Annotated in this window: 21 protein-coding genes; 12 read left to right on the top strand and 9 right to left on the bottom strand. The window is 24.2% G+C overall.

What is annotated here, in order from left to right; translation table 11 throughout:
* The first annotated feature begins 137 nt into the window (after positions 1-137).
* The gene (locus BZ132_RS04690; RefSeq protein ID WP_286940596.1) at positions 138-899 is read left to right on the top strand and encodes a mechanosensitive ion channel family protein; all 762 of its coding nucleotides are present in this window, start codon (positions 138-140) and stop codon (positions 897-899) included.
* A gap of 10 nt (positions 900-909) precedes the next feature.
* On the opposite strand, the gene BZ132_RS04685 is transcribed toward BZ132_RS04690, so the two are convergent.
* Both BZ132_RS04685 and BZ132_RS04680 read right to left on the bottom strand, forming a co-directional pair.
* Complete coding sequence (locus tag BZ132_RS04685; protein ID WP_011406568.1) at positions 910-1209, bottom strand: putative quinol monooxygenase; 300 nt, start codon at positions 1207-1209, stop codon at positions 910-912.
* Positions 1210-1360: 151 nt separating this feature from the next.
* Complete coding sequence (locus BZ132_RS04680; RefSeq protein ID WP_286940595.1) at positions 1361-4552, bottom strand: hypothetical protein; 3192 nt, start codon at positions 4550-4552, stop codon at positions 1361-1363.
* Positions 4553-4769: 217 nt separating this feature from the next.
* Here BZ132_RS04680 and BZ132_RS04675 point away from each other — a divergent pair, with 217 nt between their 5' ends.
* From BZ132_RS04675 to BZ132_RS04660, 4 genes are all read left to right on the top strand, one after another.
* Entirely contained in the window at positions 4770-5111 is a 342-nt protein-coding gene (locus tag BZ132_RS04675) for a hypothetical protein (RefSeq protein WP_011406566.1), read from the top strand.
* A 38-nt stretch (positions 5112-5149) separates the two neighbouring features.
* Positions 5150-6244: an aldo/keto reductase gene (locus tag BZ132_RS04670; protein WP_286940594.1), complete on the top strand. Its 1095-nt coding sequence runs from the start codon at positions 5150-5152 to the stop codon at positions 6242-6244.
* A 364-nt stretch (positions 6245-6608) separates the two neighbouring features.
* On the top strand, positions 6609-7226 hold the full coding sequence (locus BZ132_RS04665) for an energy-coupling factor ABC transporter permease (RefSeq protein ID WP_286940593.1): 618 nt from the start codon (positions 6609-6611) through the stop codon (positions 7224-7226).
* A 125-nt stretch (positions 7227-7351) separates the two neighbouring features.
* Entirely contained in the window at positions 7352-8704 is a 1353-nt protein-coding gene (locus BZ132_RS04660; RefSeq protein ID WP_112149600.1) for a zinc ribbon domain-containing protein, read from the top strand.
* Here the strand turns inward: BZ132_RS04660 and BZ132_RS04655 are convergent.
* The 4 genes from BZ132_RS04655 to comB are packed head-to-tail and all read right to left on the bottom strand — an operon-like array spanning position 8701 to position 11165.
* On the bottom strand, positions 8701-9003 hold the full coding sequence (locus BZ132_RS04655) for a hypothetical protein (RefSeq protein WP_286940592.1): 303 nt from the start codon (positions 9001-9003) through the stop codon (positions 8701-8703). The two genes, BZ132_RS04660 and BZ132_RS04655, sit on opposite strands and share 4 nt — an antisense overlap.
* A 13-nt stretch (positions 9004-9016) precedes the next feature.
* The gene (locus tag BZ132_RS04650) at positions 9017-9640 is read right to left on the bottom strand and encodes a hypothetical protein (protein ID WP_286940591.1); all 624 of its coding nucleotides are present in this window, start codon (positions 9638-9640) and stop codon (positions 9017-9019) included.
* Positions 9641-9663: 23 nt separating this feature from the next.
* A complete protein-coding gene (locus BZ132_RS04645) occupies positions 9664-10446 on the bottom strand; it encodes a TatD family hydrolase (protein ID WP_011406561.1) in 783 nt (260 codons plus the stop codon).
* Positions 10447-10460: 14 nt separating this feature from the next.
* Positions 10461-11165: a 2-phosphosulfolactate phosphatase gene (comB, locus tag BZ132_RS04640; RefSeq protein ID WP_011406560.1), complete on the bottom strand. Its 705-nt coding sequence runs from the start codon at positions 11163-11165 to the stop codon at positions 10461-10463.
* A 212-nt stretch (positions 11166-11377) separates the two neighbouring features.
* On the opposite strand from comB, the gene BZ132_RS04635 reads away from it, so the two are divergent.
* The 3 genes from BZ132_RS04635 (at position 11378) to BZ132_RS04625 (ending at position 14306) form a co-directional block, all read left to right on the top strand.
* Positions 11378-12463: a stage II sporulation protein M gene (locus BZ132_RS04635; protein WP_286940590.1), complete on the top strand. Its 1086-nt coding sequence runs from the start codon at positions 11378-11380 to the stop codon at positions 12461-12463.
* A 117-nt stretch (positions 12464-12580) separates the two neighbouring features.
* Positions 12581-13225: a TetR/AcrR family transcriptional regulator gene (locus BZ132_RS04630; RefSeq protein WP_011406558.1), complete on the top strand. Its 645-nt coding sequence runs from the start codon at positions 12581-12583 to the stop codon at positions 13223-13225.
* Positions 13206-14306 (top strand): DUF116 domain-containing protein, encoded by a 1101-nt coding sequence (locus tag BZ132_RS04625; RefSeq protein WP_112149598.1) that lies wholly within the window; start codon positions 13206-13208, stop codon positions 14304-14306. The genes BZ132_RS04630 and BZ132_RS04625 overlap by 20 nt, the downstream gene beginning before the upstream one ends.
* On the opposite strand, the gene BZ132_RS04620 is transcribed toward BZ132_RS04625, so the two are convergent.
* Complete coding sequence (locus tag BZ132_RS04620; RefSeq protein ID WP_011406556.1) at positions 14307-14657, bottom strand: hypothetical protein; 351 nt, start codon at positions 14655-14657, stop codon at positions 14307-14309.
* Between the two features lie 150 nt (positions 14658-14807).
* On the opposite strand from BZ132_RS04620, the gene BZ132_RS04615 reads away from it, so the two are divergent.
* From BZ132_RS04615 to BZ132_RS04605, 3 genes are all read left to right on the top strand, one after another.
* Entirely contained in the window at positions 14808-15269 is a 462-nt protein-coding gene (locus BZ132_RS04615) for a hypothetical protein (RefSeq protein ID WP_011406555.1), read from the top strand.
* A 428-nt stretch (positions 15270-15697) separates the two neighbouring features.
* Positions 15698-16768, top strand: coding sequence for an NAD(P)-dependent alcohol dehydrogenase (locus tag BZ132_RS04610; RefSeq protein WP_011406554.1), 1071 nt, complete (start codon positions 15698-15700; stop codon positions 16766-16768).
* Between the two features lie 143 nt (positions 16769-16911).
* Positions 16912-17862, top strand: coding sequence for a ketopantoate reductase family protein (locus BZ132_RS04605; protein ID WP_286940589.1), 951 nt, complete (start codon positions 16912-16914; stop codon positions 17860-17862).
* A 7-nt stretch (positions 17863-17869) separates the two neighbouring features.
* On the opposite strand, the gene BZ132_RS04600 is transcribed toward BZ132_RS04605, so the two are convergent.
* Positions 17870-18394 (bottom strand): nitroreductase family protein, encoded by a 525-nt coding sequence (locus tag BZ132_RS04600; protein WP_286940588.1) that lies wholly within the window; start codon positions 18392-18394, stop codon positions 17870-17872.
* A gap of 877 nt (positions 18395-19271) precedes the next feature.
* A complete protein-coding gene (locus BZ132_RS04595; RefSeq protein ID WP_286940587.1) occupies positions 19272-21581 on the bottom strand; it encodes a hypothetical protein in 2310 nt (769 codons plus the stop codon).
* A 560-nt stretch (positions 21582-22141) separates the two neighbouring features.
* Here BZ132_RS04595 and BZ132_RS04590 point away from each other — a divergent pair.
* Positions 22142-25456 carry an Ig-like domain-containing protein gene (locus tag BZ132_RS04590; protein WP_286940586.1) on the top strand — a complete coding sequence of 1105 codons (3315 nt, stop codon included), beginning with the start codon at positions 22142-22144 and terminating at the stop codon, positions 25454-25456.
* Positions 25457-25612: the final 156 nt, after the last annotated feature.

Here is a 25612-nt window from a genome sequence, read left to right as displayed (position 1 = left end):
TTATATATTTTTCATGTTTTTTATTTTATTTTAAATTTTTAAAAAAAGTCTCTTTTTTTTATTTTGAATTTTAATAAAAATTTATTTCAATTATAAAAAAGTAATATATTAATTAATTAATTAAAAGGATTATGTCTATGTTAGTAATTGATCAAATGGATTTTTTATTTAATAATATAAATACAATAATAATGTTAATTTTAGTAATTGTTGTTCCATTAATTATATTAAATATAGTAACAAAGACTGTGTTAAAACTAAGTAAATCCAATTCTTTTGAGGAAACTTCAATATTGTCTTTACTAAAATTAATAAGATACTGTGTATTTATAATAATATTTCTAGCATGTCTTGATGTAATGGGCATAAATTTACATTCATTATTTGTAAGTTTAGGTTTAGTAAGTGTAGCAATGAGTCTTGCCGCAAAAGACACATTATCAAATGTTATTTCAGGTTTAATTATATTTATAGAAAAAAAATTCCAAGTTGATGATATGATTGAAATTGATAATCAAAAGGGCCAAGTAGATAAAATTGGATTAAAAGCTGTACAGCTACGTTCAAAAGCTGGTTTAATAATTATTCCAAATATATTATTTTCAACAAAACCCTTTGTAAACTACACTAGAAATGGATATTATATAGAATCATTCACTGTTTTTTTAAAAAATGAATATATTCTTGATGAAAAAATAGAACAAATGACACAAATACTAGAGAAAAGTACATTAATATTAAAAGATCCTAAATATAAAATTTTTGTAAAAAATATGACAGAAGAGGGTGTTGAAGTTTTAGTTAAAGTTGCAGTAGATAATCCATTGGATGATTCATATATTATTTCAGAATTAATGAAAGAATTTAAAAGAAAAATAGAAATTGAAGATAAAAAATAATTTTATCTTTTTATGAATTATCAGATACAAGTTGGGCTAAATAAACCTCTACTTCTAATTCTCCATCAATTAAATCTTTAGTTTCTTGTCCAAATGCTAAAAATTCTTCTGTTTCCATATGTTTTTGTAGAGATTCTTTAGTTTCCCATTTTTCAACAAATAATAATGTATCAGTTTCACTATCTGCATATAAGTTGTAACTTATATTTCCCTCATGATTTCTTGATGCTTTAATTAAAGCTTCAGCTTTTTGGATTATGTTTTCTTTTTTGTTTTCTTTTGGATTGATTGTTGCATTTACTATAATCATTTATGTATCCTCCAAAATATATTCTTAGTATTATATTAATGGGGGGAAGTTTATATATTTATTTAAAAAAAATATATGGAATGGAAAAGTTCCATATTTATTGTAATACTATTTTTAATTATATGATTCTTTTCTAAAATATCATTTTTTTTTAGATTATGTTTTTTCCATATTGATTATAGTCAACAGTATATTTGTATGGAATATATACTTCATTTCCAGAGTAACAAACAGTAATATTTTTATTATTGATTATAGGTAATATAAATGTAGTATTGATTTTAGTTGGGGATATATTGTTACTTATAATTTTATTATTTATTTTCAAAATTATATTTCCAGTATAAGTGGGTTTATTTGTTTTTTCTCCTTTTAGAATAATATTTTTTGAAGTTCTTGTTTTTATACTAACATAGAGTTTCTGTTTTATTAGTGTTAAAACTGTACTATTTCTATTAGAATAATATCTGCTACTTCCACTATATACTAAATCAAGAGTATATTTTTTCTTTTTAAAAGTATGTGGTATTTGGTAGTTATTTAGGGTTACTGTTGAATTATTTACATTTAAAAAGATAATATTCCCATTCTTATATCTTATTGTTTTATTATTTATCTTTAATATGGCTCTTCCACCATATACTTTATTATTATTTTCATCAAATAATTTTACTGTTATATTAATATATTTTCCAGATTTTACTGTTATTGGAGCTATGTAACTTTTAACTTTGTATTTATTTAATGTTAATATGGTGGTGTTGTATAGATAAATATTGGATGTTTTTTGATGATATTTAATTTCAATATCATAATTTCTTCTTTGAAAAGTATCTTTAATTTTATAATTTAGAAGAGTAATACTATTATTTTCTATTTTAATTTCATGATTTCTAATTGATACTTTATTTATTTTGAAAATAATGGTTGCATTTAACTCTAAATTTAGATTATATATGTTTGCTGTAATATTGATTATATTTCCTGGATATGATAATATCTTCTTTAGACTAATATATGCCCTATAGACAGAGTAGTTGAAGGTTTTATGGGTTGTTGTATTATATGAGTCTGTTATATTGACAATTCCATTATATGTACCATGATTTTTAATAATTATGATATAGCTTATTTTTTTCATTTCACCTGGATTTAGATGATTTATAGTCCATATTCTTTTATTTATAATTTCATTGTTATTTTCTAGTATATATGAAATAGTTATATTATTACCTGTTATTTTTCCAATATTTGTTATGTTTATTTCATATTCCATAATATTTCCAAGAAGCACATTAGTATATTCTGGAATATCTACGATATATTTCGGTTCTAAATATTTAATTATCTTGGTTGTAGTTGTATTTTCATTATTTAGAAAGTTATATATGTTTATGGTGATATTAATGTCTTCTTTGTTTGTACTAATGGAATTTATTATAATACTTGTATTTTCCATTGATTTTAATTTAGGTATGTGCCATGTATTATTTATTATATTATAGTCACTACTTGAATTAATGAGTCTTAAATTATATGGTAGTATGTTGTTTACTATAAGATCATACCCTGTTTCATAGCCTATATTTTTAATTTTTATTCTGTATTGAATTGTATCTTTATATGTGTAGTTTTTTGGTGTGTCTAGTATTATTTCATACACTGGTATTTCTATTGTTATATTGTATGTTGTATTTGTGGGACTATAATCATCAAATCCATTGTAATAGAATAGTAGAGTGTTATTTTTGGTTTTATTTAGAATAACATCTGTATTAAAACTACCATTAATAATATCTAATGTTTTAATTGTCATGTTTTTATAGATTATATCAATATTTCCTCTTGTAACTGTTGTATTGTATATTGGATTTAAAATGATTTTTCCATCTATTGTTATGTTCATTGGATTTTTAGGATTTTTTATTGAAGTTATATTTAGTGTTGTATTTCGTAGATTATTTTTGATGTATTTGTTATTATTAACTTCTATAAATCTATTTTCAAATCCAATAAATAGATCTAATACTTTGTTATTATAGAATGTTGAGTATTTTACTGTTGTATTTATATTAGATGATAATATAAGTGCTTTATCATATATTATATTGTTTTTAAAAATATTTTCTATTATATATGTACTTCCATTATTGTAGATTCCTTTTTTTGTAATGTTATTATATGTTATTGTATTATTATGTAAGATGAGTTGTTGGTAGTTTTCAATGATAGTTTCCATGTTATTATGGGATATTAGGTTATGTAGTAGTTGTAGATTATTTTTATTTGTACTTATTGTGTTTATTATGTTTTTTTCTATAGTGCTATATGATAGAATGGTGTTGTCTGTATTTAACATGTTTTTTTGAGTATTGTTGTATATTTTTGTATTATTTATTGTAAGTGTAGCTTTACTTGTAATTAGATTTTCATAGACTGTGTTGTTTGATAATAAAGTGTTGTTTATTAAGCTTTCATGTTCTGTTTGAATGTATATTATTGAGTCATATGCTGTATTGTTTATAAAATTTGAGTCTATTATCTCTAGTTTTGTGGTGTTTATATTATATATACTACCACCTATTGTTGCTTTGTTGTTTGTGAAGTATGTGTTTCTAATTGTTATTTCACTAGTATCGTTATTTTTATGGTTGTATAATATACCTAATATGGCTGTATTATTTGTGATATGTGTATTTTGGATATTTATGTTTCCTGTGTTGAATATTACACCTCCAGTGGTGTTTGATGTTGATTTTGAATTAGATAATATGGAATTATTTATTGTTAGATTTCCACTGTTATGTATTATACTTCCATAGTTGTCTGTTGTGTTTGTGATTGTTATGTTATTTAAGATTAAAGTCGTGTTTATATTTGTTTTTATGAAATTTTTCAGATTATTTCCATTGATTGTATTGTTTTGTCCATTTATTTGTAGTATTTTTGTATTTCCTTCTATTTCTCCCCAGAGTATTGGTGTTGTAATGTTATAATCTCCAGGATGCATATTAATGATGTATTCCTTTGTTTGAGATATTTTTGCTTGATTTATATGGTTAATTAATTCTTTGTATGATGAAACATTTTTTATTGTTGTGTTGTCTGATGAATTATTTTTCAGAGTTTTTTTCAATTTCTTTATTTCTGTTTTAAGTTCATTATTTTCTTGTATTTTTGATTCATGTTCTAAGTTATTTGTGTTTGATTGAGTATTTGTTGTTATTTTGTTTGTAGTAGGTGTGTCTGTGATATTTTCTTGTGTTTGGGCATATGTTGTGTTTATTGATATTATTAATATAATTATAATTGTTGTTAATATGATGTTCTTTTTCATATTCATTGCTTTTCACATATAAATTTTATAATATATTTGTCATTTTTTTAAACAATGACTATTTTTAATTATAATTTATAAACTATTTAAAGTTTTCAATTGAAATATTTAAAAATATTTGTACTTATGTATAAATACTATTTTTATTTTCTCAAATAGGATTTATATAAAATATAAAAAAGATATATCTATATATTACAAAAGAAATTTGGTTTTTAATAATATGACAAAATTTAATAAATGTACATGTGTAAAAGTTAATAAAGAAAAAATGGATTTAATAAAAGCAAAAGGATTAAATCTACAAGATATACTAGATAAAGCAATGGATAATGAACTAAAACTAAATAAAACACAATCGATTGAAGATACTATAGATGAAATAAATACTAAGATAGAAAAATTAGAAAAACAACGTGATGCAGCCATTATAGATTGTGAAAAAAAGATAAATATTCTGATGAAAAATCTTTCAGAACTAAAACATCGTGAAGAAAAAAATTTTAATAAGGAAATAAACTTCTTAAAACTAAAAAGAGAATATCTACTAAATAATTTAGAATAATTAACCTTAACCAAAAAAAAATTAAATGGGAGATTCATATGAAAAAATTAGGATTTGGATTAATGAGACTACCACTTCTTGATAAGAATAATAAATCAAGTATTAATCAAGAACAATTCAATAAAATGGTTGACTATTTTATGGAAAATGGTTTTAATTATTTTGACACAGCATACACATATTTTGATGGAAATAGTGAAATTGCATTTAAAAAAGCAGTAGTTGAAAGATATCCTAGAGAATCCTTTTTAATAGCAGATAAATTACCTATTTTTGATTTAAAATCTACACAACATATGTATGAAATTTTTGATAAACAATTAGAACGTTGTGGTGTGGATTACTTTGATTATTATATGCTTCATAACATATCCACAAAACATGAGGAAAAATATACGAAGATTGACTCATTTAAATTTATTAAAGATAAGAAAAAGGAAGGAAAAATAAAACATATAGGCATATCATGTCATGATAGTCCAGAATTTCTAGAAAATATCCTTAAAAACCATCCAGAAATAGAATTTGTACAACTACAAATTAATTATATTGACTGGACTAATAACACAATACAATCCATGAAATGTTATGAAGTAGCATGTAAGTATAAAAAATCAATCATTGTTATGGAACCATTAAAAGGAGGTGCTTTAGTCGATATTCCAAATAAAAGTAGAAAATTATTCCAAGGCATGTCTCCAGTAGAAGGAGCATTTCGTTTTATTCTCTCATTAGATAATATTATGATAATTCTAAGTGGAATGAATAAATTTGAACAAATAAAAGAAAATACAAAGATAATAGATAATTTCAAACCATTAACAAAGATGGAATATGAAATACTAAATAATGTGAGAAATAGAATTGTATGTGATAAAACTATTGACTGTACATACTGTAATTACTGTATAGATGCATGTTCTATAAATATAAATATTCCTAAATTCTTTGAATTATACAATACTCAGAAACTTCTAAAACAAAAACATTCAATAGGTATGTATTATAGAAATTACATCTCAAAGAATATAAGTCCAAGTGAATGTATTAAATGTAATAACTGTATAGATTATTGTCCACAACACATTAATATTCCAAGAAATTTAGAGAAAGTACTTAATGAATTTGAATAAATATAATTAATTGTTGTTTCTAGTAAAATAGAATTTCATGTTAAAAAAAAAACACATATTTTAATTTTTTTAGATACTATTTTTTTAGGTTTTTTGTGAAATAAGTATATCTTCATTCTCAAAATTTTTTTTTACAAACATTTCTCTTAAAATTCAAAATATTACTTTTTCTTTTTTTTATATTACATTATCATATGAGCATATTTTCATTTAAAATCTCTTAATTTTTAGTTTATTTTACTTTAAACTAATACCTATACCCCTATAGGGCTATAATAACTTTATATAGTATAATATATTAAAATAATAATTAAGAATTATCTAAAAGAGATAGTCATTAAATTAATAATAGGAGGTTGGGAGTATGCATATACCTGATGGTATTATATCAGTTACACCATTAATAATATTTACTATAATCACAATATGTTTACTAATAGTCATATTCTATAAATCAAAAGATATATTATCTAATGAAAAAAACATACCCTTAATAGCTTTATTTATAGTAGCAACAGTTATAGTACAATATATTGAATTACCATTACCTGTAACAGCATGTGTTCATATTTCCTTAATTACAATCATAGCATTATATGATCTTAGAACATCAATGATAGTATACATGTTTGTAACAATAATACAAGCATTCCTTGGTGAAGGTGGAATAAGTACTCTTGGAGTAAATCTATTAAATCTAGCAATACTTGCACCATTAATAGCATATGGATTATACACATTATTATCTAGATTCAATAAAGATGTAGCATTATTTATTTCTGGATTTGGAACAATAACACTACTTGGATTAATTGTAAGTATGGAACTTGCAATATGTAATGTATATCCAATACAATATGGATTATTTACAATAGTGCCAGTTGAAGCAATTGTAGGAGTTCTTGAAGGAGTAGTAACTGTAATAGTTATGAAAGCATTATATAAAGCAAAACCAGAATTGGTTCCAGTATTGTCCAATTAAGAAATTTTTTTTCTTTTATTCTTTTTTCTAATAAATACTATAAATCTTCTCTTTTTAAAAAAAAATTACTATAAATTTAATAACTTTAAAAAAATAAAAATAATACTAAGGTGGAATAAAATCATATGATGTCTGATATTGAAAAAGCTTTAAATATTTTTAATAACATAACTGGAAAAACAGAATTATCTTGCCAGTATAAGCAAATGTTAGATTCATTCAATATTTCTGAGAGTAATGGTTATATAGTTAAATTAAAACTCACTGATGAAATACTTTCAGGTAAATTAAACTCAAATGAAGTAGAAACTAGATTAAATATGATTTTAAATAGATTATCTAAATTCAAATCAAGAAATGGACATACATTCACTTATGATGTAGATATGTTAATTTTTCTAAAAAATCAGACAGATAATAAAATAATGTGCAGTAACTGTGGATATTCTATGTTACCCATAGATAAATTCTGTAGTAACTGTGGGAGAGAACATGTTCCTAGAATTTCTCTATTTGAATTATTATCTGGAATTAATTCTAAATATATAAAACCTGGAGATATTTTAAAGTTTAATGAAGATAATACTGTTGAAATAACTACTGTTAATAACATGTACAATTTTCATATTGAAAAAAGAGAACTTGAATTACTATATGAAGAAAAAATAGAAAAACAAGAAGTAAATAATTACTATTTTAAAATATTAATACTAAATCAGATTCAGAAATATGGGAATGTTAAGGTATCAGAATATCTATTTACTTTTTATAAAATAAAAAATTTAGAAAATATAATATCTGAATTATTAAATAGTAATTTAGTTAAAGTAAGTTCATTTTTTAATATCTTCAAAAAAATTAGAAATATTTCAAATATAGAGGATAATAATATCTTGGAGAATATATCCATAACAAAAAAGGGTAAAAAATTACTGGATGAAAATAAACATGTACTCTTATATGATTTTTATATAAGAGATTCTTTAATAGATGATATTGTTGAATTTGAGAATTTCTTCTCAAAAAGGCATGGATCTCTAAATGAGATTTTTATAGAATACTTACTTTTTAAACGTGAATTATTTAAAGCTGAGAAAAATACCACTAGATTTTTATCAACATATGATTTAGAATCATATTTCTATGAAATAAATGATAACAAGGATAAGTTAGTACATACATTATTTAAGAGATTTATTATTAATATAAATACAGATTTCTCACATACACAACATCAATCTGCAATAACAGAAGAAGGTATTTTACACATGGTGAATATTTTAACAGAGTTATCTATGGATTTATCCTTAATGAGAAAAATATTTCATGAAGGATTTAATGAATTAGATGAAAATTATCTCGTATTTACTGAAGAAGAATCATTTAATTATTTACTACGTGCAATTGGTGGAGAAAATGTGGAAACTATTAATTTTGATATAATAATTTCCCTTGATAATAAAAAAGTAAAGTCTTAGTAATAGGCTCCTTTTATTTGTGATTTTTCATAGTATTTTTTATTTTTTTCAAGAAGAGGATATATTTCTTTATTGTTTATTAGGTTATAACTGTTGTTTATGAGATTCATTATATAAACATTTCTTAGTATATTATTTGTTGATTGGTTATCACTTATACAGATTGGTTTTCCTATAGGTGTTGTATCATATTTTTTAAATTCATTTTTAATATCATCTTTTAGTTGATTATCCATTATAGCATCAAATATTTGACATATACTTTTATGTATTCCTTTTCCTATAATAAAACATTTCATAATTTTAGTTTTATCATATTAAGTCTGCACATATTGAATTAAATGATGAATAAGACACATATTCCTCTGGTAAATATATTTTTTCAGTACTACTTGCACAATATTCACTTATTAATAGAACTTCGGGAATTGTTGTCATGGTTTGTATAAATGCATCTAACATGGGTGTTTTTTTCACATTCCATACATACATTACTATAGAACAAAGTATGGTGTTAAAAAGATGGTGTGTTAGTTCATGAAGTATTGTTGCTATTTGTATTGCTTCATCAAAACATTCATCAACACATATAACATTAAATGCATATTCTCCATAATTTTTTCTATCATTCTTAAATATTAGTATGGAGTATGCTTCAGCAAGTGCTTTTATTTGCTCTAAAGGTGTCCTATATTCTTTATATGTTAATCTATTTTTTCCAGCTTCTATAATACTTTGTATTATTGTTTCATATGCATCTAAACTTAATATTTTATTGTTTAATTGAAATAGATGCATATCTGTAAATAATTCATTAATAGAATTTATTTCCTTGTTTGCATTGGTAAATATGTGTAAAATTTCACCACATTTTTCACAAGTATCAGTTGAAATATTGTTTTTATGTCCACAGTTTGCACAGTAGATAGTTTCCATTTTAATCTTTTATCCTCTTTTTGTTATATTCTAAAGAATTCTTTTGTGTTATGTGTAACTTCTTTTGCTAGTGTTTCTGGTTCTATATTCATTTCTTTTGCTATTCTTTTTAGGATATGTGGTAGATATTTTGGTTCGTTTCTATTTTTTTTAGGTTTTTTTTCAAAATCTCTTGGAAGTAAGAATGGACCATCAGTTTCTATCATTAATTTTTCTGGAGGTATTACTTTAATAGCTTTGAGTAAGTCACTGTTTCTACGTTCATCACAGATCCATCCGGTAATACCAATATAACAGCCTAAATCAAGGTAATCTTCAGCTTCATATTTTGTTCCAGTAAAACAATGAACTACTGATTGTTTAGCCATTTTTTTGTGTTTTCTGAGTATTTTTGCAAAATCATCATAGGATTCTCTGTCATGTAAAAATAGGGGCATATCTAATTTTTCTGCTAGTTCTACTTGTTTTTCAAACCATTTACGTTGTATGTTTTGGGGAGAGTAGTTTCTATTGTAATCAAGACCACATTCACCAATTGCAACAACACAGTCATTTTTTGCTAGTTTATGTAGTGTGTCTATTGTGTTTTCATCACATGTTTTTGCATCATGGGGATGTACTCCACATGTTGCATAGAGGTTAGGGTATTTTAATGCATATTCTGTAGCTTGAATACTTGATTGAATACTACTTCCAGTTATTATGGCTTTTGTTACATTTACTTTTTTGGCTTCATTAATAACATCAATTCTATCTTTATCATATGATTTATGCATTAGATTTAATCCAATATCTATAAGTTCCATTGTATTCTCCTATATTATAGTTTTGTTATTTCATTATTTTTGTATATTGGTACTTCATTAATTTCATTAATTAATTGACATAGTTTAACATCGTCTTCTAATCCTAGTTTAGTAAGTTTTGTTGCGCCCCATGAATTTCCTATTAATTCTTTTACTTGTTTTTCATCTTTAGCAAGTATTGTTGATGCAAGTGCAGTTTCATCTAATTCTAGTGGTATGTTTTGATCTTTTGCAGATTTAATTATTTCTTTAACTATTACACCTGCACCTGTTGCATCTTCTATATTGAATTTTTCATGTCTTCCTGCCATTACAATTTCTATCTCCTCAGTAGCTATTTCTAGTGCTTTTTTAGCTACTGCATTTGCATTGATGCCTGTACCAATTAGTACTGTTACATTTTTGTTGTTATTTTTTGTATTTTCTAGTACTCTTGTTCCATTTGTTGTTTTTAATACAAGTACATCTCCTTCGTGTTTTTGTACTTCTTTTGGTGAGTTTGTTATGTCAAATCCTTCGATTGTTTTAAGATTGTCTTCTCCAGCAAGTAGTGCATTATATTTATTTTTTAGTTCAAATGCTTCGTTAGATGTGTTTACTGGTATTACTTTATTGAATGTATTTAAGGCTATTGTTATTGTCGTGCTTGCTCTTAATAAATCAATTACTATTGCCACATCTTTTGTTTTAGAATTAAATAATGATACAGTTACTTTCATGTTTTTTACACCAATTATGTTTTTTCTTATTATTAATTTTTATAATTAATGTTATATTAAATTTTAAAATGAAAATATAATACTTGTACAATTCTTATACATGAAAAACTTAATATATTAATTTAATTATATATTATATTATTAATATGTACAAATTTTATACATAGATTAATTTATAAACATAAAAAAGTAATTATACTAGGAGGCATAGGATGGATGATAAGGAAAATATAAAAATTAATATAAATCAAAATCCTATATATGATGATACTCAGAATATATATCATCATATTCATAATATAAAAGTTAGTGTAAATGAAAAAAGTATTGAAAAACAAAAAGCAGAGAATAATATTTTTAATATTAACAAATATTTTGCAGCTGCAATATTATCTGTATTTATCTATGTGGCATGTGCTCTAACAGCACAAGTACAACTGGCAGATATAATAACTATTGAAGTACCTCTTACAATATTATTATCACTACTATTAACATATCTCATGTTATCTAATCATGTAAAAGAAGGATATTGTGGATATACAATAGTTGCAATTTTATTGTTCTTTGTAAATCCAAGTTATACATTTATAGTGTTAGTAACAGAGTTATCACAAGCAATTATTGATTGTACAGTAAAAATATTTACAAATAAACATGATTTTAGTGTATTTAATGAAGAAAAACATAATTTATCTAAATCAGATCATATTATAAATTTTTTTCATAGAATAAAGTATCATCTTTTATTATCAGTAATATTTTTTGTAACATTCACATTATTTTCATACTTTTATCCTTCAGTATTCCAATCATTAATAATACCAGCATATCAGGGAATGCAGGAAGGTGTTCAAAGTGGTACAGTAGAACTCGCAACAACCCCATTGTTTATAAATAACTTTTCAGTTGCATTTAGAATGTTTATAAGTGGTATTTGTTTAAGTATTCCAAATATTTATTTATTGATTTATAATGGATTATTAATTGGATTTACAGGATCTCAATTACCAATTTCATATTTCTTATCATTTACAGTACCTCATGGAATTCTTGAATTAACTGCTGTCATGTTGGCTGGAGGTGCAGGTTTTAAAGTAACACAGGCTATATTGAATTTATTCAATGGTTTAACTTTAAGAAAAGAGATTTCTTTTAGTAAATTCATGGTAGTTTCTCTTAAAATGATTTTAGATAGTATTGTTATTATGGTTGTTGTGTTTGTTTTACTTATGATTGCAGCTTATGTTGAAGCAAACTTAACAATACCTATTGGAAGAACACTTCTTGGAATTTAAGGAAGTTTTCTTCTTCTTTTTTTATAATTTTTTTTATACAATATATTATCCTAACAAGCGTTAGCTTTATATATTCCTACTAATAAATACTAAACTAACAAGTGTTAGGTAATAATTATGAGACAAACAAATACAAAAGAAAAAATCCTACAAATATCAATAGAAAAAATATCAAAAAAAGGATATGATAATGTATCTATAAGAAGTATAGCACGGGATGTTGGAATAAAAGAAAGCTCAATATACAACCACTATAAAAATAAGGAAGACATACTAGATAAAATACTAAAAAAGTTTCTAGACATACTTGAGGAAACATCACTTGAATCATCAGACTTAAAAAAAAATCTAGATAATATAGAACAATTATATCATTATGGTTCAGAACTCTTTAAAAAACAACTAAATAACATGGAAATAATAAAAATATGGAGAATAATAAACATAGAAAAATATCATAATGAAAAAGTAAGAAAATTCTATAAAAAACATATAATATCAAATCCACTGAAATTTTGGACAAATATATTCAAAACATTATTAGAAAATGAAGATATAGATGAAATGGAACCATACAAGTTAGCAGAAGAATTTTATTACTATGCACTAGTAAGATTTGACTTAATAGTTTTAGATTCAACATATATGAGTGAAGATAAACTACAAGAGCAATTAGATTATCTATTTAAACAAATAGAAGACTATGCTCTAAAAATATTTAAAAACATGGACAGTGCAATAAATGAAAAACATAACATATAACATAGAAAATAATGATTACAATACCCAAATAGAAAAAACAACAAACATAATAATCAAAAATTCAAATAACTACATTCAATTTCTAAATGACTATGTAGAATATGTAAATCAACACATACAAAAATCAGGTATGGAATGTATACTAGATATAGTATCCATAGGAATATATTGGATGGAATATATTCAAAAAGCATACACTCTAGATGATACATCAAAAAATATTTTAATTAAACTTGCAAAAATAAGACGAAACAATACACAAATAAAAGAAGATATAGACTATATTAAAGGTCATATTATCACAGAAAAACTAACAAAAAATACAAAAAAAGAAATTCCTTTTACAACAACATCAATTGATAAATTATTTGATTATCTAAGTGCTACTGGTGAATATTATTTTGAATTAAAGGAATTAAATTATTTTAAAGAATATCTTAAAACAAAAAATAAAACAGAAATAGAAAAAATACTAAAACAAGTACTTAACTTCTCAGATTACTTTAAAACAATCACAAATAAAACACTTCATAAATACACATATAATGTAAATAATTACTTAGAACAAGAATTATACAAACATAAAAACAAAGAAGATCTAATATTCTGTGGAAGAAGAGAAGTAGAATATCATCTGAACATGTTTGGAGCAGAAATAATGAATAGAGCATACAGAAATGAGTATGATAAAAGAGAAAAAACCATCATACTATTACCTGACTGTATGCAAATAAAAAATAAAAAATGCCTATCACAAGAAACAATCTATGGACAACAATGTATAGGTTGTAGTGATAACTGTAATGTAAACCAACTAAAAAACTATATAGAAAAAGAGGTGTATGTAATAAAACATGAATCTGAATTATTTAAAGATATACCTACACATGAGAAAAAAACAATTTCCATAATAGGAATTGCATGTGTATTAAACTTAATTAATGGTGGTTTAAAGGCAAAATCATTAGGAATGCCAGCACAATGTGTTATTCTTAATTATGTAGGATGTAGTAATCATTGGATGCAAAATAGAATATCAACATCCATAAATTCTGAAAAATTAAAGGAGATAATAGGATAGTTAATATCCATGACTTTCAAGTATATGATACATTTTATAACGTGGAATTCTAAGAATATCATGAGTATTTTTTGTATTGTAAATTGGAGATAATTCTGTAGTTTCTAGAAATACTCTACCTTCTGCTATTTTAATAAGTAATTTCATATCACTTGGACTTATAATTTCATCAGGATTAGATACTATTCTTTCTATATCTTCATTTAATTTAAGTATTGCTACAGCAATCTTACCATCATAAGATATTTCATTTTCTATACAATATTCTAGTAAGTATTTATGATAACTTCTAATAAAATTTAATTCCTCAATTATACCTAAATTATTTAATGTTAATGATTTACTATTCATATAATTATTCAACCTATATTCTATTATATTATTATTTCTATTTTCTATTATTAAGTTATATCATGTTTAGTAAAAAAAATTTTAAAAGACAATATTTAAATATTTAGAAGATAATAAACATAGAATAAAAAAAATCTAATAGTGGTATGTATGTTAGCTCAGGAAGCAAATAAAACTAAAATAGAAATCTTCAATATTATTTCAGAAAATATTCAAAAAAAAATTATGGAATCTAGTGATATGTATAATCAACTATCACAATATAATAATCTTATAACATATGAGGAGTTATATGATTTAACAGAAGAGGATATAGAAAAATTCCATGAAATTCGTGATAGGGCTCATGAATTTGAACATGAATTAATACATATTAAAGAGGATTTAATAAAAAATATGGTGTTAGATATTGAATGGGTATTAACAAATAATGAAAATAAACAAGCAAAACAACAATTAGATAACTTAAGGAAATCCAATATATTCTATGATTTTTTTAATTTAGAGATTATATTGGGATTGATTTTTGATAAATTAAAACAATTAAATGTTCCACGTAAAAAAAGTTCACATCAACATTTATATTCTCATAAGTCAGGGGGTTGTTGTTAATTTTTTGTAAAAAAAATTATTTAAATAATATTTATTACTTAATCCTTCTAAAATAGATTATATTTCCATTTTTATTCTTTTAATTTTTTTTTATATTTTTTTAGGCTTATTTTATAGTTTTATTTTTATTATAAAAAAATAAAACATAATGATTTATCATAGTTTATTATTATTAATTATGATAGATTTATATATAAGATAGAACAAATTATCAAGCAAGAACTTTTAAAAAATATTTTTGATACGCTGACAAAAGTACTTTTTGAAGATAAGTTAACTCTAACTAATAGCTATGGAAAAACTATTTTTCCAATTAAATTCATGATTTTGTCGGTGAATCTTTATGAATAAAAAAAAATCATAAAAGTTCTAATATTACTAGATAAAAGTTTATAAAATATATATAAATTCAAAAAAAGGTGGACTATATGACAAAATTCACAGGATTTGCAATGAAAAGATTAAATGAAGTTGGATGGGTTGAAAAAGAAAAACCAGAATGTGGAAGAAGAGATGCAATAGTAAAACCATTAGCACTCTCACCATGTACTTCAGATATCCATACAGTATGGGAAGGAGCTATAGGTGATCGTAAAGATATGATTCTAGGTCATGAAGCAGTTGGAATAATAGATGAAGTTGGACCTGATGTAAAAGATTTTAAACCAGGTGATAAAGTAATAGTACCAGCAATAACACCAGACTGGGAAGATGAAGCAGCACAAAGAGGATATTCCTCACAAACAACAGAACCACTCGGTGGATGGAAATTTTCAAATTTCAAAGATGGAGTATTTGGAGAATATTTCCATGTGAACTTGGCTGATGCAAACCTTGCAAAACTTCCAGAATCAATAGAACCAGAAACAGCTGCAATGCTTTCAGATATGTTCTCAACAGGAATAATGGGAGCAGAAAATGCAAAAATAAAAGTAGGTTCAACAGTAGCAGTAATTGGAATTGGACCAGTAGGTCTTAGTGCAGTAGCAGGAGCAGCAATACTTGGAGCATCCAGATTATTTGCAGTAGGTACTAGACCTAACTGTGTAGATGTAGCTAAAAAATATGGGGCAACAGATATTATTAACTACAAAGAAGGTCCTATTGATGAACAAATAAGAGATGCTACAGATGGAGCAGGAGTAGATGCAGTAATTATTGCAGGAGGAAATATGGATACATGGCCTCAAGCAGTAAAAATGGCAAAAGCTGGATCAAAAATCTCAAATATTAACTACTTAAGTGGAGCAGATGTTGTACCTCTACCAAGAGAAGCTTGGGGATGTGGAATGGCAAATATTGACATAAATACTGGTTTATGTCCTGGAGGAAGAGTAAGAATGGAACGTCTTGCAAGTCTTGTAGAATATGGTCGTATAAAACCAGAATTACTTATAACTCACAGATTCAAAGGACTTGAAAAAGTAGAAGATGCATTGATGTTAATGAAAGATAAACCAAGAGATTTAATTAAACCAGTAGTATCAATAAAAGAATAAAAAATAACATTTTTTTTATTAAAGTCTCTTATTCTCTTTTTTTATATTTTTTAAAACATTTATATAAATATCTTTAATAATATATTAGATAATATAGAAAATCAGATCTATTAAATAGTATTTAGATTATTGAAGGTAATATAATGAATATTTTAATTGAAGGTGCAGGATCAATTGGTATAGCATTAGGTGCATCATTAATATCACAAAAACAAGATGTGTCCTTTTTTGCAAGAGAAAAAACAGCTAAATCAATAAAAGAAAATCCAATAGAAAGAACAGGCATATTTAATCATATAACTTGTCAAACAAATGAATATAGAGTTTACACAGATTATGGGGATATTCCAGAAAATACCTTTGATTATGTATTTATATGTAGCAAAACAACTGCAAATAAACAGATAAGTAAAAGATTAAATGAAAATAAAAATGTTTTGAAAGATAATGTTAAAATAATCATATTTCAGAATGGTTTTGGAAATGATAAAGACTATCTTAAATACTTCCAAAAACAACAAGTATTCTGTGCACGTGTAATAACAGGATTTAGACGACCTAAAAGAAATATTAGTGAAGTTACAGTACATACAGCACCAATACTGCTGGGTTCACTTCAAGGCTGTGATGTTTCAGAATTAAAACCTATAGCAAATCTAATTAATGATTCAGGAATTCCAGCTAATATAACTGATAATGTTGAAGAGTATCTTTGGGCTAAAATGTTGTATAATTGTACTTTAAATCCATTAGGTGCAATACTTGGAGTGAATTATGGTAAATTAACTGAAAATAATTATTCAGTTAATATTATGAATAGATTAATTGATGAAATTTTTAATGTAATAAAAAAAGCCGGATATAATATTAGTTGGCATAGTGCTAAAGAGTATAAAGAATTATTTTATGAAAAATTAGTTCCAGATACTTATAATCATCAGTCATCCACTTTACAAGACATATCTAGAAAACAGAAAACAGAAATTGATTCATTAACAGGATATATAATATATCTTGGTAAAAAATATGATGTTGATGTTACTGTTAATAAAACAATATACAATCTAATTAAAGCCATAGAGTCAGATTTCTAAAGATTAATTAATATTTTTCTTTATGAACTTTATTTTTTTCTGTTTTTTCCCATTCTTGTGGTGGTAATGTTGTTTTGGAAATTCCAAGAGAAAGTATTGCTTCTACTTCATAATGTTTTGGTATTCCTAGTTTTTCTTTTATTATATCACTTGATAATTTATTGTTATCATCTTTTCTCATTCTTATTTGAATCCAACAGTTACCAATATTATGGTATTGTGCCATTAGCATCATATGTGTCATTGTTATACTTGCATCTTCAATCCATGCATCTGCTGTTGTTGTATCTGCTATTGTTATTATTGCACATTTTGCATCTTTAAGTTGTGTTGATCCATGTGTTCGAGATTTAGATAAGAATTCTAGTGTGTTTTTATCTTCAATTAATAATAATTCTATTGGTCTTATGTTTTTACTACTTGGTGCTAGTTGTCCTGCTTTTAGTATGTCATTAATTATTTCTGGTGGAATATCTTCATTTGTATATTCTCTTATACTTCTTCTTTTTTTCATAATTTCTATTAAATTCAATTTATTTTGTCTCCTTTTTTATTAGAAATAGGTGAATATTAATAATATGATGTATATGTGTTAATATGTTTTTTAATATATTTCAAGTTTTGTTTTTTTGGTTATATATTTTTTGTTGAAATATCAAATATCAACTGTTACATATATATCAATTTATAATTTTTTAGTATATTTTTGATTTTTGAAAAATAATGTGTTTTTTATAAAAAGGAATTTATTTAGGATGGAAATATTTCTCAGAATTTTACCCCTTTTTTCTGATATTTAAAAAAATTAATTTATTTCCATCCAGTGGTATATTCTATTCCTATTTATGAACCTTATTCAAACCTTTTTGAATTTTTAAAATAAGTATATTTTCATATGTATAATATATAGATTAATTTTTTTTATTAGAAGAAATAATTTTTTTTTATTTCTTCTTATCTTTTATTTATTTTTCATACTATATAAATATAATGATTAATCATTATAAATTATGTTTTTTTTGTATTTTTTTTAATTAATTAATTTTGTATATGTTTCATGTATATGTTTTGGTGTATTTTTGATTTTTTCAAGGGGTTTATTTTTAGGGTTGTTATTTTCTTGTATTTTACTTCGTAATACTATCGTATAACGAAGTATTTACCCCCACTTTTTACACTAAAAGTGAACCAATAGTTCTAAAAATATGAACCAATTTTAGTAAAATAACAAACAACATTTCCATAAAAAAATAGAGAAAAAATCCTACAAAAACTACTTTATAGAAATACTATTTATCAAAATATAATAAATTATTTTTATACTATCAAATTTTACTAAAAATTAATTATTTTTCATAATAATAAAATTTTTAAAAAAAATAAGTAGAAAAAGAATGTTAACTTTTTTTTTATTCTTTTACAATTGTTAATGTAGTGTTTCCATCCATTCTTTCATATATTTTATGACCAAATACACATGTAAGTTTATACTCGCCTGATTTAAATGTAAGTGGTATGGTATAATCAAGTATAGCTTCTCCATTTACAATTTTTGCATAAATTATGTTTCCATTTGTATCTTTTAGAGTTCTTCCATTTAATTTAAATATGGCTTGTCCATTATTTATTGTAATACTCTCATTAGTAGCATCAGTAATTTTTGCTTTTAATGTTACAGTTTTACCTATTGTAGCTTGCTGTGCTTCTAATTCAATTTTAGATTCACGTTGTGTAACTTCAAATGGTACACTTTTTGTTGAAGTATTATACATATCATTTCCACTATAAATAGCAGTTACTGTTGTATGTGGAGTATACCATTTACTATTTACTTTAATATTTTCTACTATAGCTTCATTATTTGTAACAGTGCTAAATATAATATTACCATTTTCATCTTTTAATATTTTACCATTTACTTTAAATATAACACGTCCCTGTACATTTTCAGCATTAAACTTTGCCTTAAATGTAGTTAAATCATCAATTCTTGATTTAGTAGTAATTACTTCTATTGATGGATCTTGTTTAATTACAATTATATTGAATAATCTTGAAGAAGAAAGATAATTATCTACTCCCTCATATGTTATATTAAGAGTTTTTACTCCTATACTATCATATAAAAGATCAATCTCCACAATTTCTTTATCATCAAGAGAAGCTCTTTCAATAATATTTCCATTTTCACCCTTAATAATTAATGTTCCACTTCGTACCTTATTATTCTCAGATAAAACATATAAACTAAGCCTTGTTGTTGTTTTAATAGGAACAGTTACAGTACTAGGTTCTACAATAATTTCAGTAAATTTAACTTGATTATTATCAGATACCACATTATTATTTGCAGGATTTGTTAATTTAGAATCAATTGTTCCAGTATAATTGTTGTTAGTAATAGTATTATAAGTAGGAGTACCTGATGCACTAATATCTCCTTTAATAAGATTATTATCTACTGTATTATTACTTTTACTTATAGTTACATAACCATTAATGATATTATTATTAACTACATCATTACCAACAAGTGATATAGAACCTAATGTGTTGTTTGTGAACGTAGTATTGCCCTTAGAGGAAACTCCACCACTTATATTATTACCAGTAACAGTACTGTTTATTGAAGCTTGAAAACTACCAGTAATAGTGTTATTAATGAATGTATTTTCAACAGTTGCACCAGTATAACCCCATTGAATAGTAATACCTGAACCTGGATAAACAATAGTATTATTTAGTATTAAATTATCATGACCAGTTAAACAAACAGCATAACAAATACCTGATGCAGAACTAGGACCAGTAATACGATTATTTCTTATAATATTATATGAATTCATACCAATACCATAATCATTAGTATTATATGTAGTTAAATAAAGTAAATTACCAACTTCACCAACAGCTGTAATAGTATTATTTTCAATAGTACTACAATTTACTCCAGCAAAAACAAGAGTACTGTATCCACCACTATTTTCAGTATAAAAATTACTATTTTTAATAGTTATATTAGTAGAACCATCACGAATAGAAGTTGAACCAACACCTTGACCTATAGATTTATTTTCAATTAGTATATTAAGTCTATTAAATGTAACATTACTAGATTCTCTAACATATGTTTGAGAATTATGGAATGTAATATTAGTAACATTTACATGACTTGTCTTTTCAATTACAAATTCACCACCATCAAGATCAATAAATGCAGATTTATCAGATGAAATCAGATTAACAGGTCTGTTAATAGTCATACTATACTTAGAACCATTAAATAAACCCTTAAAATCAAGAGTAGAACCATCTTGGATATTGTCATTTAATTTCTTATTACTAAAATAATTACTAAAAGAATCATTAGTAATGGTATATGAATCACTAGATTTTAAATTCTTCTTATTAACAGTTTTTAAAGTATTATTTTCTACATTATTAGTCTCTAATTTAGAGTTAGAAGTTTCTTTTCTCTTATTGTCCAAATTAGAAACTGTAAATTTTTTATTATCAGTATTCTTTTTTATTTCTTTTATATTATTATCATTATTGTCAGTAACTTTATTGACAGTATTATCCTTAATATTATTTACTTTTTCTAAATCAGATACACTATCATATGCACAACTATTAATATCAGAAGCACAAACAACTGACAATCCTAAAAATAATATAAGAGTAGTTAATAAGAATACACATGAAATATTCTTATTCATATCTTTTAATCCTCCATTATATTACTTCTTATTAAAGATTTTTTTATATCTAATTCTAAGAATAATGAATTTTCTTAGTTAACATATAATATGTAAAAAAGATAATAATAAATTTAACTAAAATTTATAATATCAAAAACAAAAATATAGGGGAATATATGGAGCTTTTTGAAAAATTTTGTTGATAAATTATTTATCATGGTTTTTAATTATTAATTATGATAAAATATAAATATCTTTCTAATTAAACATTAATTAACTAATAATATTTATTTGAAATTTAATAAAATAATTATTATTAGTTTTTAATACTAAATACAATTTAAAAATAGAATAATTATATAAAATAATATTTGATTATAAATAAATAACACTCAAATAGATGTAAATAAATAATATTACCTTATTATTAAAATTTTCATGCTATTTTATACAAAAAAATTATTTCAAATGAATAATATGTTCATTTATTAACATGATATAATATATGAATTGTATACAAGCATATGATTAATTATATTTTTATTCTATTGTTAAATAATATGTATGAAGTGAATATAATGTTAAATAAGAAAACAACAATATTCCTATTGTCTCTTATGATTTTAATAATTAGCCTTTCTACAATAAGTGCTTCTGATGTAGTATCTGTTAGTGTTGAAGATTCAGTAACACATATAGATACTCAGGGAAAGGAAAATATTAAAACACAAGAACCAATTACAAAAGATAATAATAAAACAACATATAAGAAAGAAAAGTCAAGTGATTTAACAAAAAATACTGAAAAATCAATTATAACAGATAATAAAATAACAAATACTGAGAAATCATCAACTGATATAAAGAGTGCTAATATCCAAGATAAAAGCATTAAAACGGTTGATAAATCAGTTAATTTGAAAAAAGAATCTGTAACACACATAGTTACTAATACAACATTCAATGACTTCTTTAATAATGGTACTTTAACAGATAAAGTTAATGCTGGAGATACTTTAGATTTTCAGGGACTATTTAGAACTACAAATACTACAAATTATACAATGCTTATTACCAAACCAATTAATATGATTTCATCTACACATGATTCAAATATCTCACTAAATTCAACAAGTAAGGATTTCTTTGGAAAAGATTCTGGTGATTCAGTTTCATTCTATACTGGAAGTAGTGGAAGTAATGTTACTGGACTTTATTTCTATAATACACAAATATTTGTATGGACTGCATCTAACATAACCTTTGATAATATAACTAAAATTACTGAAAACCAAAAAATTGGTGGTGGAGTAGGAAGTTTCTCAATAAGAGCAAATTCTACCTATATAACAGTTAAAAATAGTTATTTTAAAACAGAAAATAGTCATGGACACAGTACTCTTGTAGGAGCATTAGCATCATACTGTACTTTTGATAATAATACAATTCAAGGTGATGGTATGATTGGTAACTTAATATACTTTACAACATACAATATTGATGTTCCTGATATATATCATACAAATGAATATAATAGAATTACAAACAACAGACTATCTGCTGTAATTCCTCAATCAATATGTTATGCTATAGTAACCAGTGGTTGTCATAACTTAATTGAAAACAACACCATCAACTATAGAGATGGTATGGGTATTACAATACAATGGGGTAGTGGTGCTGGTGAAGGTGAAGGTTCTGGAATGCCTACCTTTGATAATATATATAGAGGTAATGTTTTATTAAATGGAACACATTTCAATCCATCATCTAACAGTACTGTAGTTAATAATAGTGTTGATGGAAACACATACTTAAACAATAATACAATAGCATATAACAATACATTTAATAGCTTAGAACCAATTGGTATAATAACAATATCTAATTCAACAATAAATAACTTAACATTTAGGAAAACAAGTCTAAATAACTCAGTTATTGTTGAAAATTCCAATATTGGCTCAGTTAAATTCCAAGCAGCATCATCAGGGTATAACACACAAAATATCACATTAAAAAACAACAATATCCTTGGAAACATGATAGTATCTGAACTTAGTGGACGTGTAAATAATATAAACATAACATCAAACAACATTACAGGTATTCTAGCATTTGGAGATAAGAAAAACCAAGTTATAACAAATATCTCAATAATAAACAATAGAATTATATCACAATTAAATTATACAGTTAAAACTACACAAAAATCAGCAAATATTACAATAAAAAACAATGCTTTATTTGCAAAAGATGTTTATGGTAATGATGCAGTGTTAAATGGTGCAAAAGAAAAAGAATCTATTATAATATTAAATAATATGCCTACAGCTAATAAAACAAATACAACATTAACATTAGACTCCTTTGAACCTGTAAAAATTAATAAAACATTTACAATTACTGGAAAATTAACAGATAACAATTCAAATGCTATAACAAATGCAAACATATTATTAATATTCAATGGTGTTGCTACTGTTGTAAAAACTAATAGTGAAGGAGTATACTCTCATGACTATGTGGTAGATAATTTTGAAGAAAATACTTTAATTGTTAGTGATTATGATAATGGTGCTCTAAATGCAACATATGTATCTGTGAAATTCAATGCAACAAAAATAAACACACAAATAATATTAAATCCAATAGAAACTCCTGTAATAAATTCTAATATGATAATTTCAGGAAAACTTGTAGATGTAGATGGAAATATAATACCAGATACTACTGTTGCATTAAATATTAATAATAATACATATGATCTTTTAGTAGATTCAAATGGAACTTTTGAATATGTATATAATGTAAATAGTATTGAAACAATTAACATTACTTTATCATATTCTGGAAATAATTCATATAATCCATCAGTTAATGCAACATCTGTTAATGTAAGAAAAATTAAAACTACAATAACTGTAACACCAATTAATGAATATATTGGTGAAAACATCACATTAACTGCTAATCTTCTTAATGAATATGGAAATCCAGTAACTGGTGGTAACATAGTCTTTAAGATTAATGGTAAAACATTAAGAACAGATGGAAAATTTAATAGTGACATGCCACCTATGAAGTTTTCAGTAGTAAATGGAATTGTAACATATACTTTAAATGCAGAGTCATATCTATGTAATGCTAGAAATATAACAGCAACTTATAGTGGATCTGGTATTTATGAGGAATCTAGATCTTCAGCAGTAGATATAAAACTTAATAAGAGAATTGCATTTGTAAATTTAACTCTAAATCCATCAGTTGCAAAACAAAATGATAATATTATATTTATGGTGTCAGTTAAAGATATAACACCTAATACAACAAATACAATTGTTAAAAATGGTAAAATGATCTTTAAAATAAATGGTAAAACATTAAAAGATGAAGATGGTAACATAATAATACTAAATGTAACTGATGGTATGCTTAACTTTACATATAAAGTTCCACTAGGATTAGCAGCAACAGATAATGCTAATAATATAAGAAATTACATGGTAGAAGCAGTATATAGTAATAAAATATATACTTCCTATACTAAAGCTAATACAACTTTTACTTTAGAAAAATCAGATATATCATTTAATTATGATATGGTAACATATAATACAACAAGTAAAAAACTTTCAATAAAGGCAAATCTTACAGATTATATGGGTAATCTTGTTGTCGGTACTAATAAAATCTGTATAAAAGTTAATGAAAAATCAATAATGGATGAAAATAATCAAATAAAATACTTCATGATAAACAATGGACAAATAGATCTATCAGATATACAACTAACAAATAATATGGTAAATTCTATAACACTAGTAACTGGTCAAAGAGAAGCATACAACGAAGTAAGAAATACAACAACAATAATTGAAAATAAACCATGATATTGGTTTACTTTCTTAATTTTTTTAATATAGGATGGTGGAGAATAATAAGAATTGTTGTAGTAATTACATTTAATATGTAACAGATTTTTGATGACTTATGGGTTTGATTTAAAAAGTAAAAAAGGAATTCTCCACCCTCTTTTTATTATTTTT

Origin of the sequence: Methanosphaera sp. DEW79 (genome assembly GCF_003266085.1) — an archaeon.
GTDB classification, from domain to species: Archaea; Methanobacteriota; Methanobacteria; order Methanobacteriales; family Methanobacteriaceae; genus Methanosphaera; species Methanosphaera stadtmanae.
The sequence above is the reverse complement of the archived record's forward strand: the minus strand, read 5'-3'. Positions and strand labels throughout refer to the sequence as shown.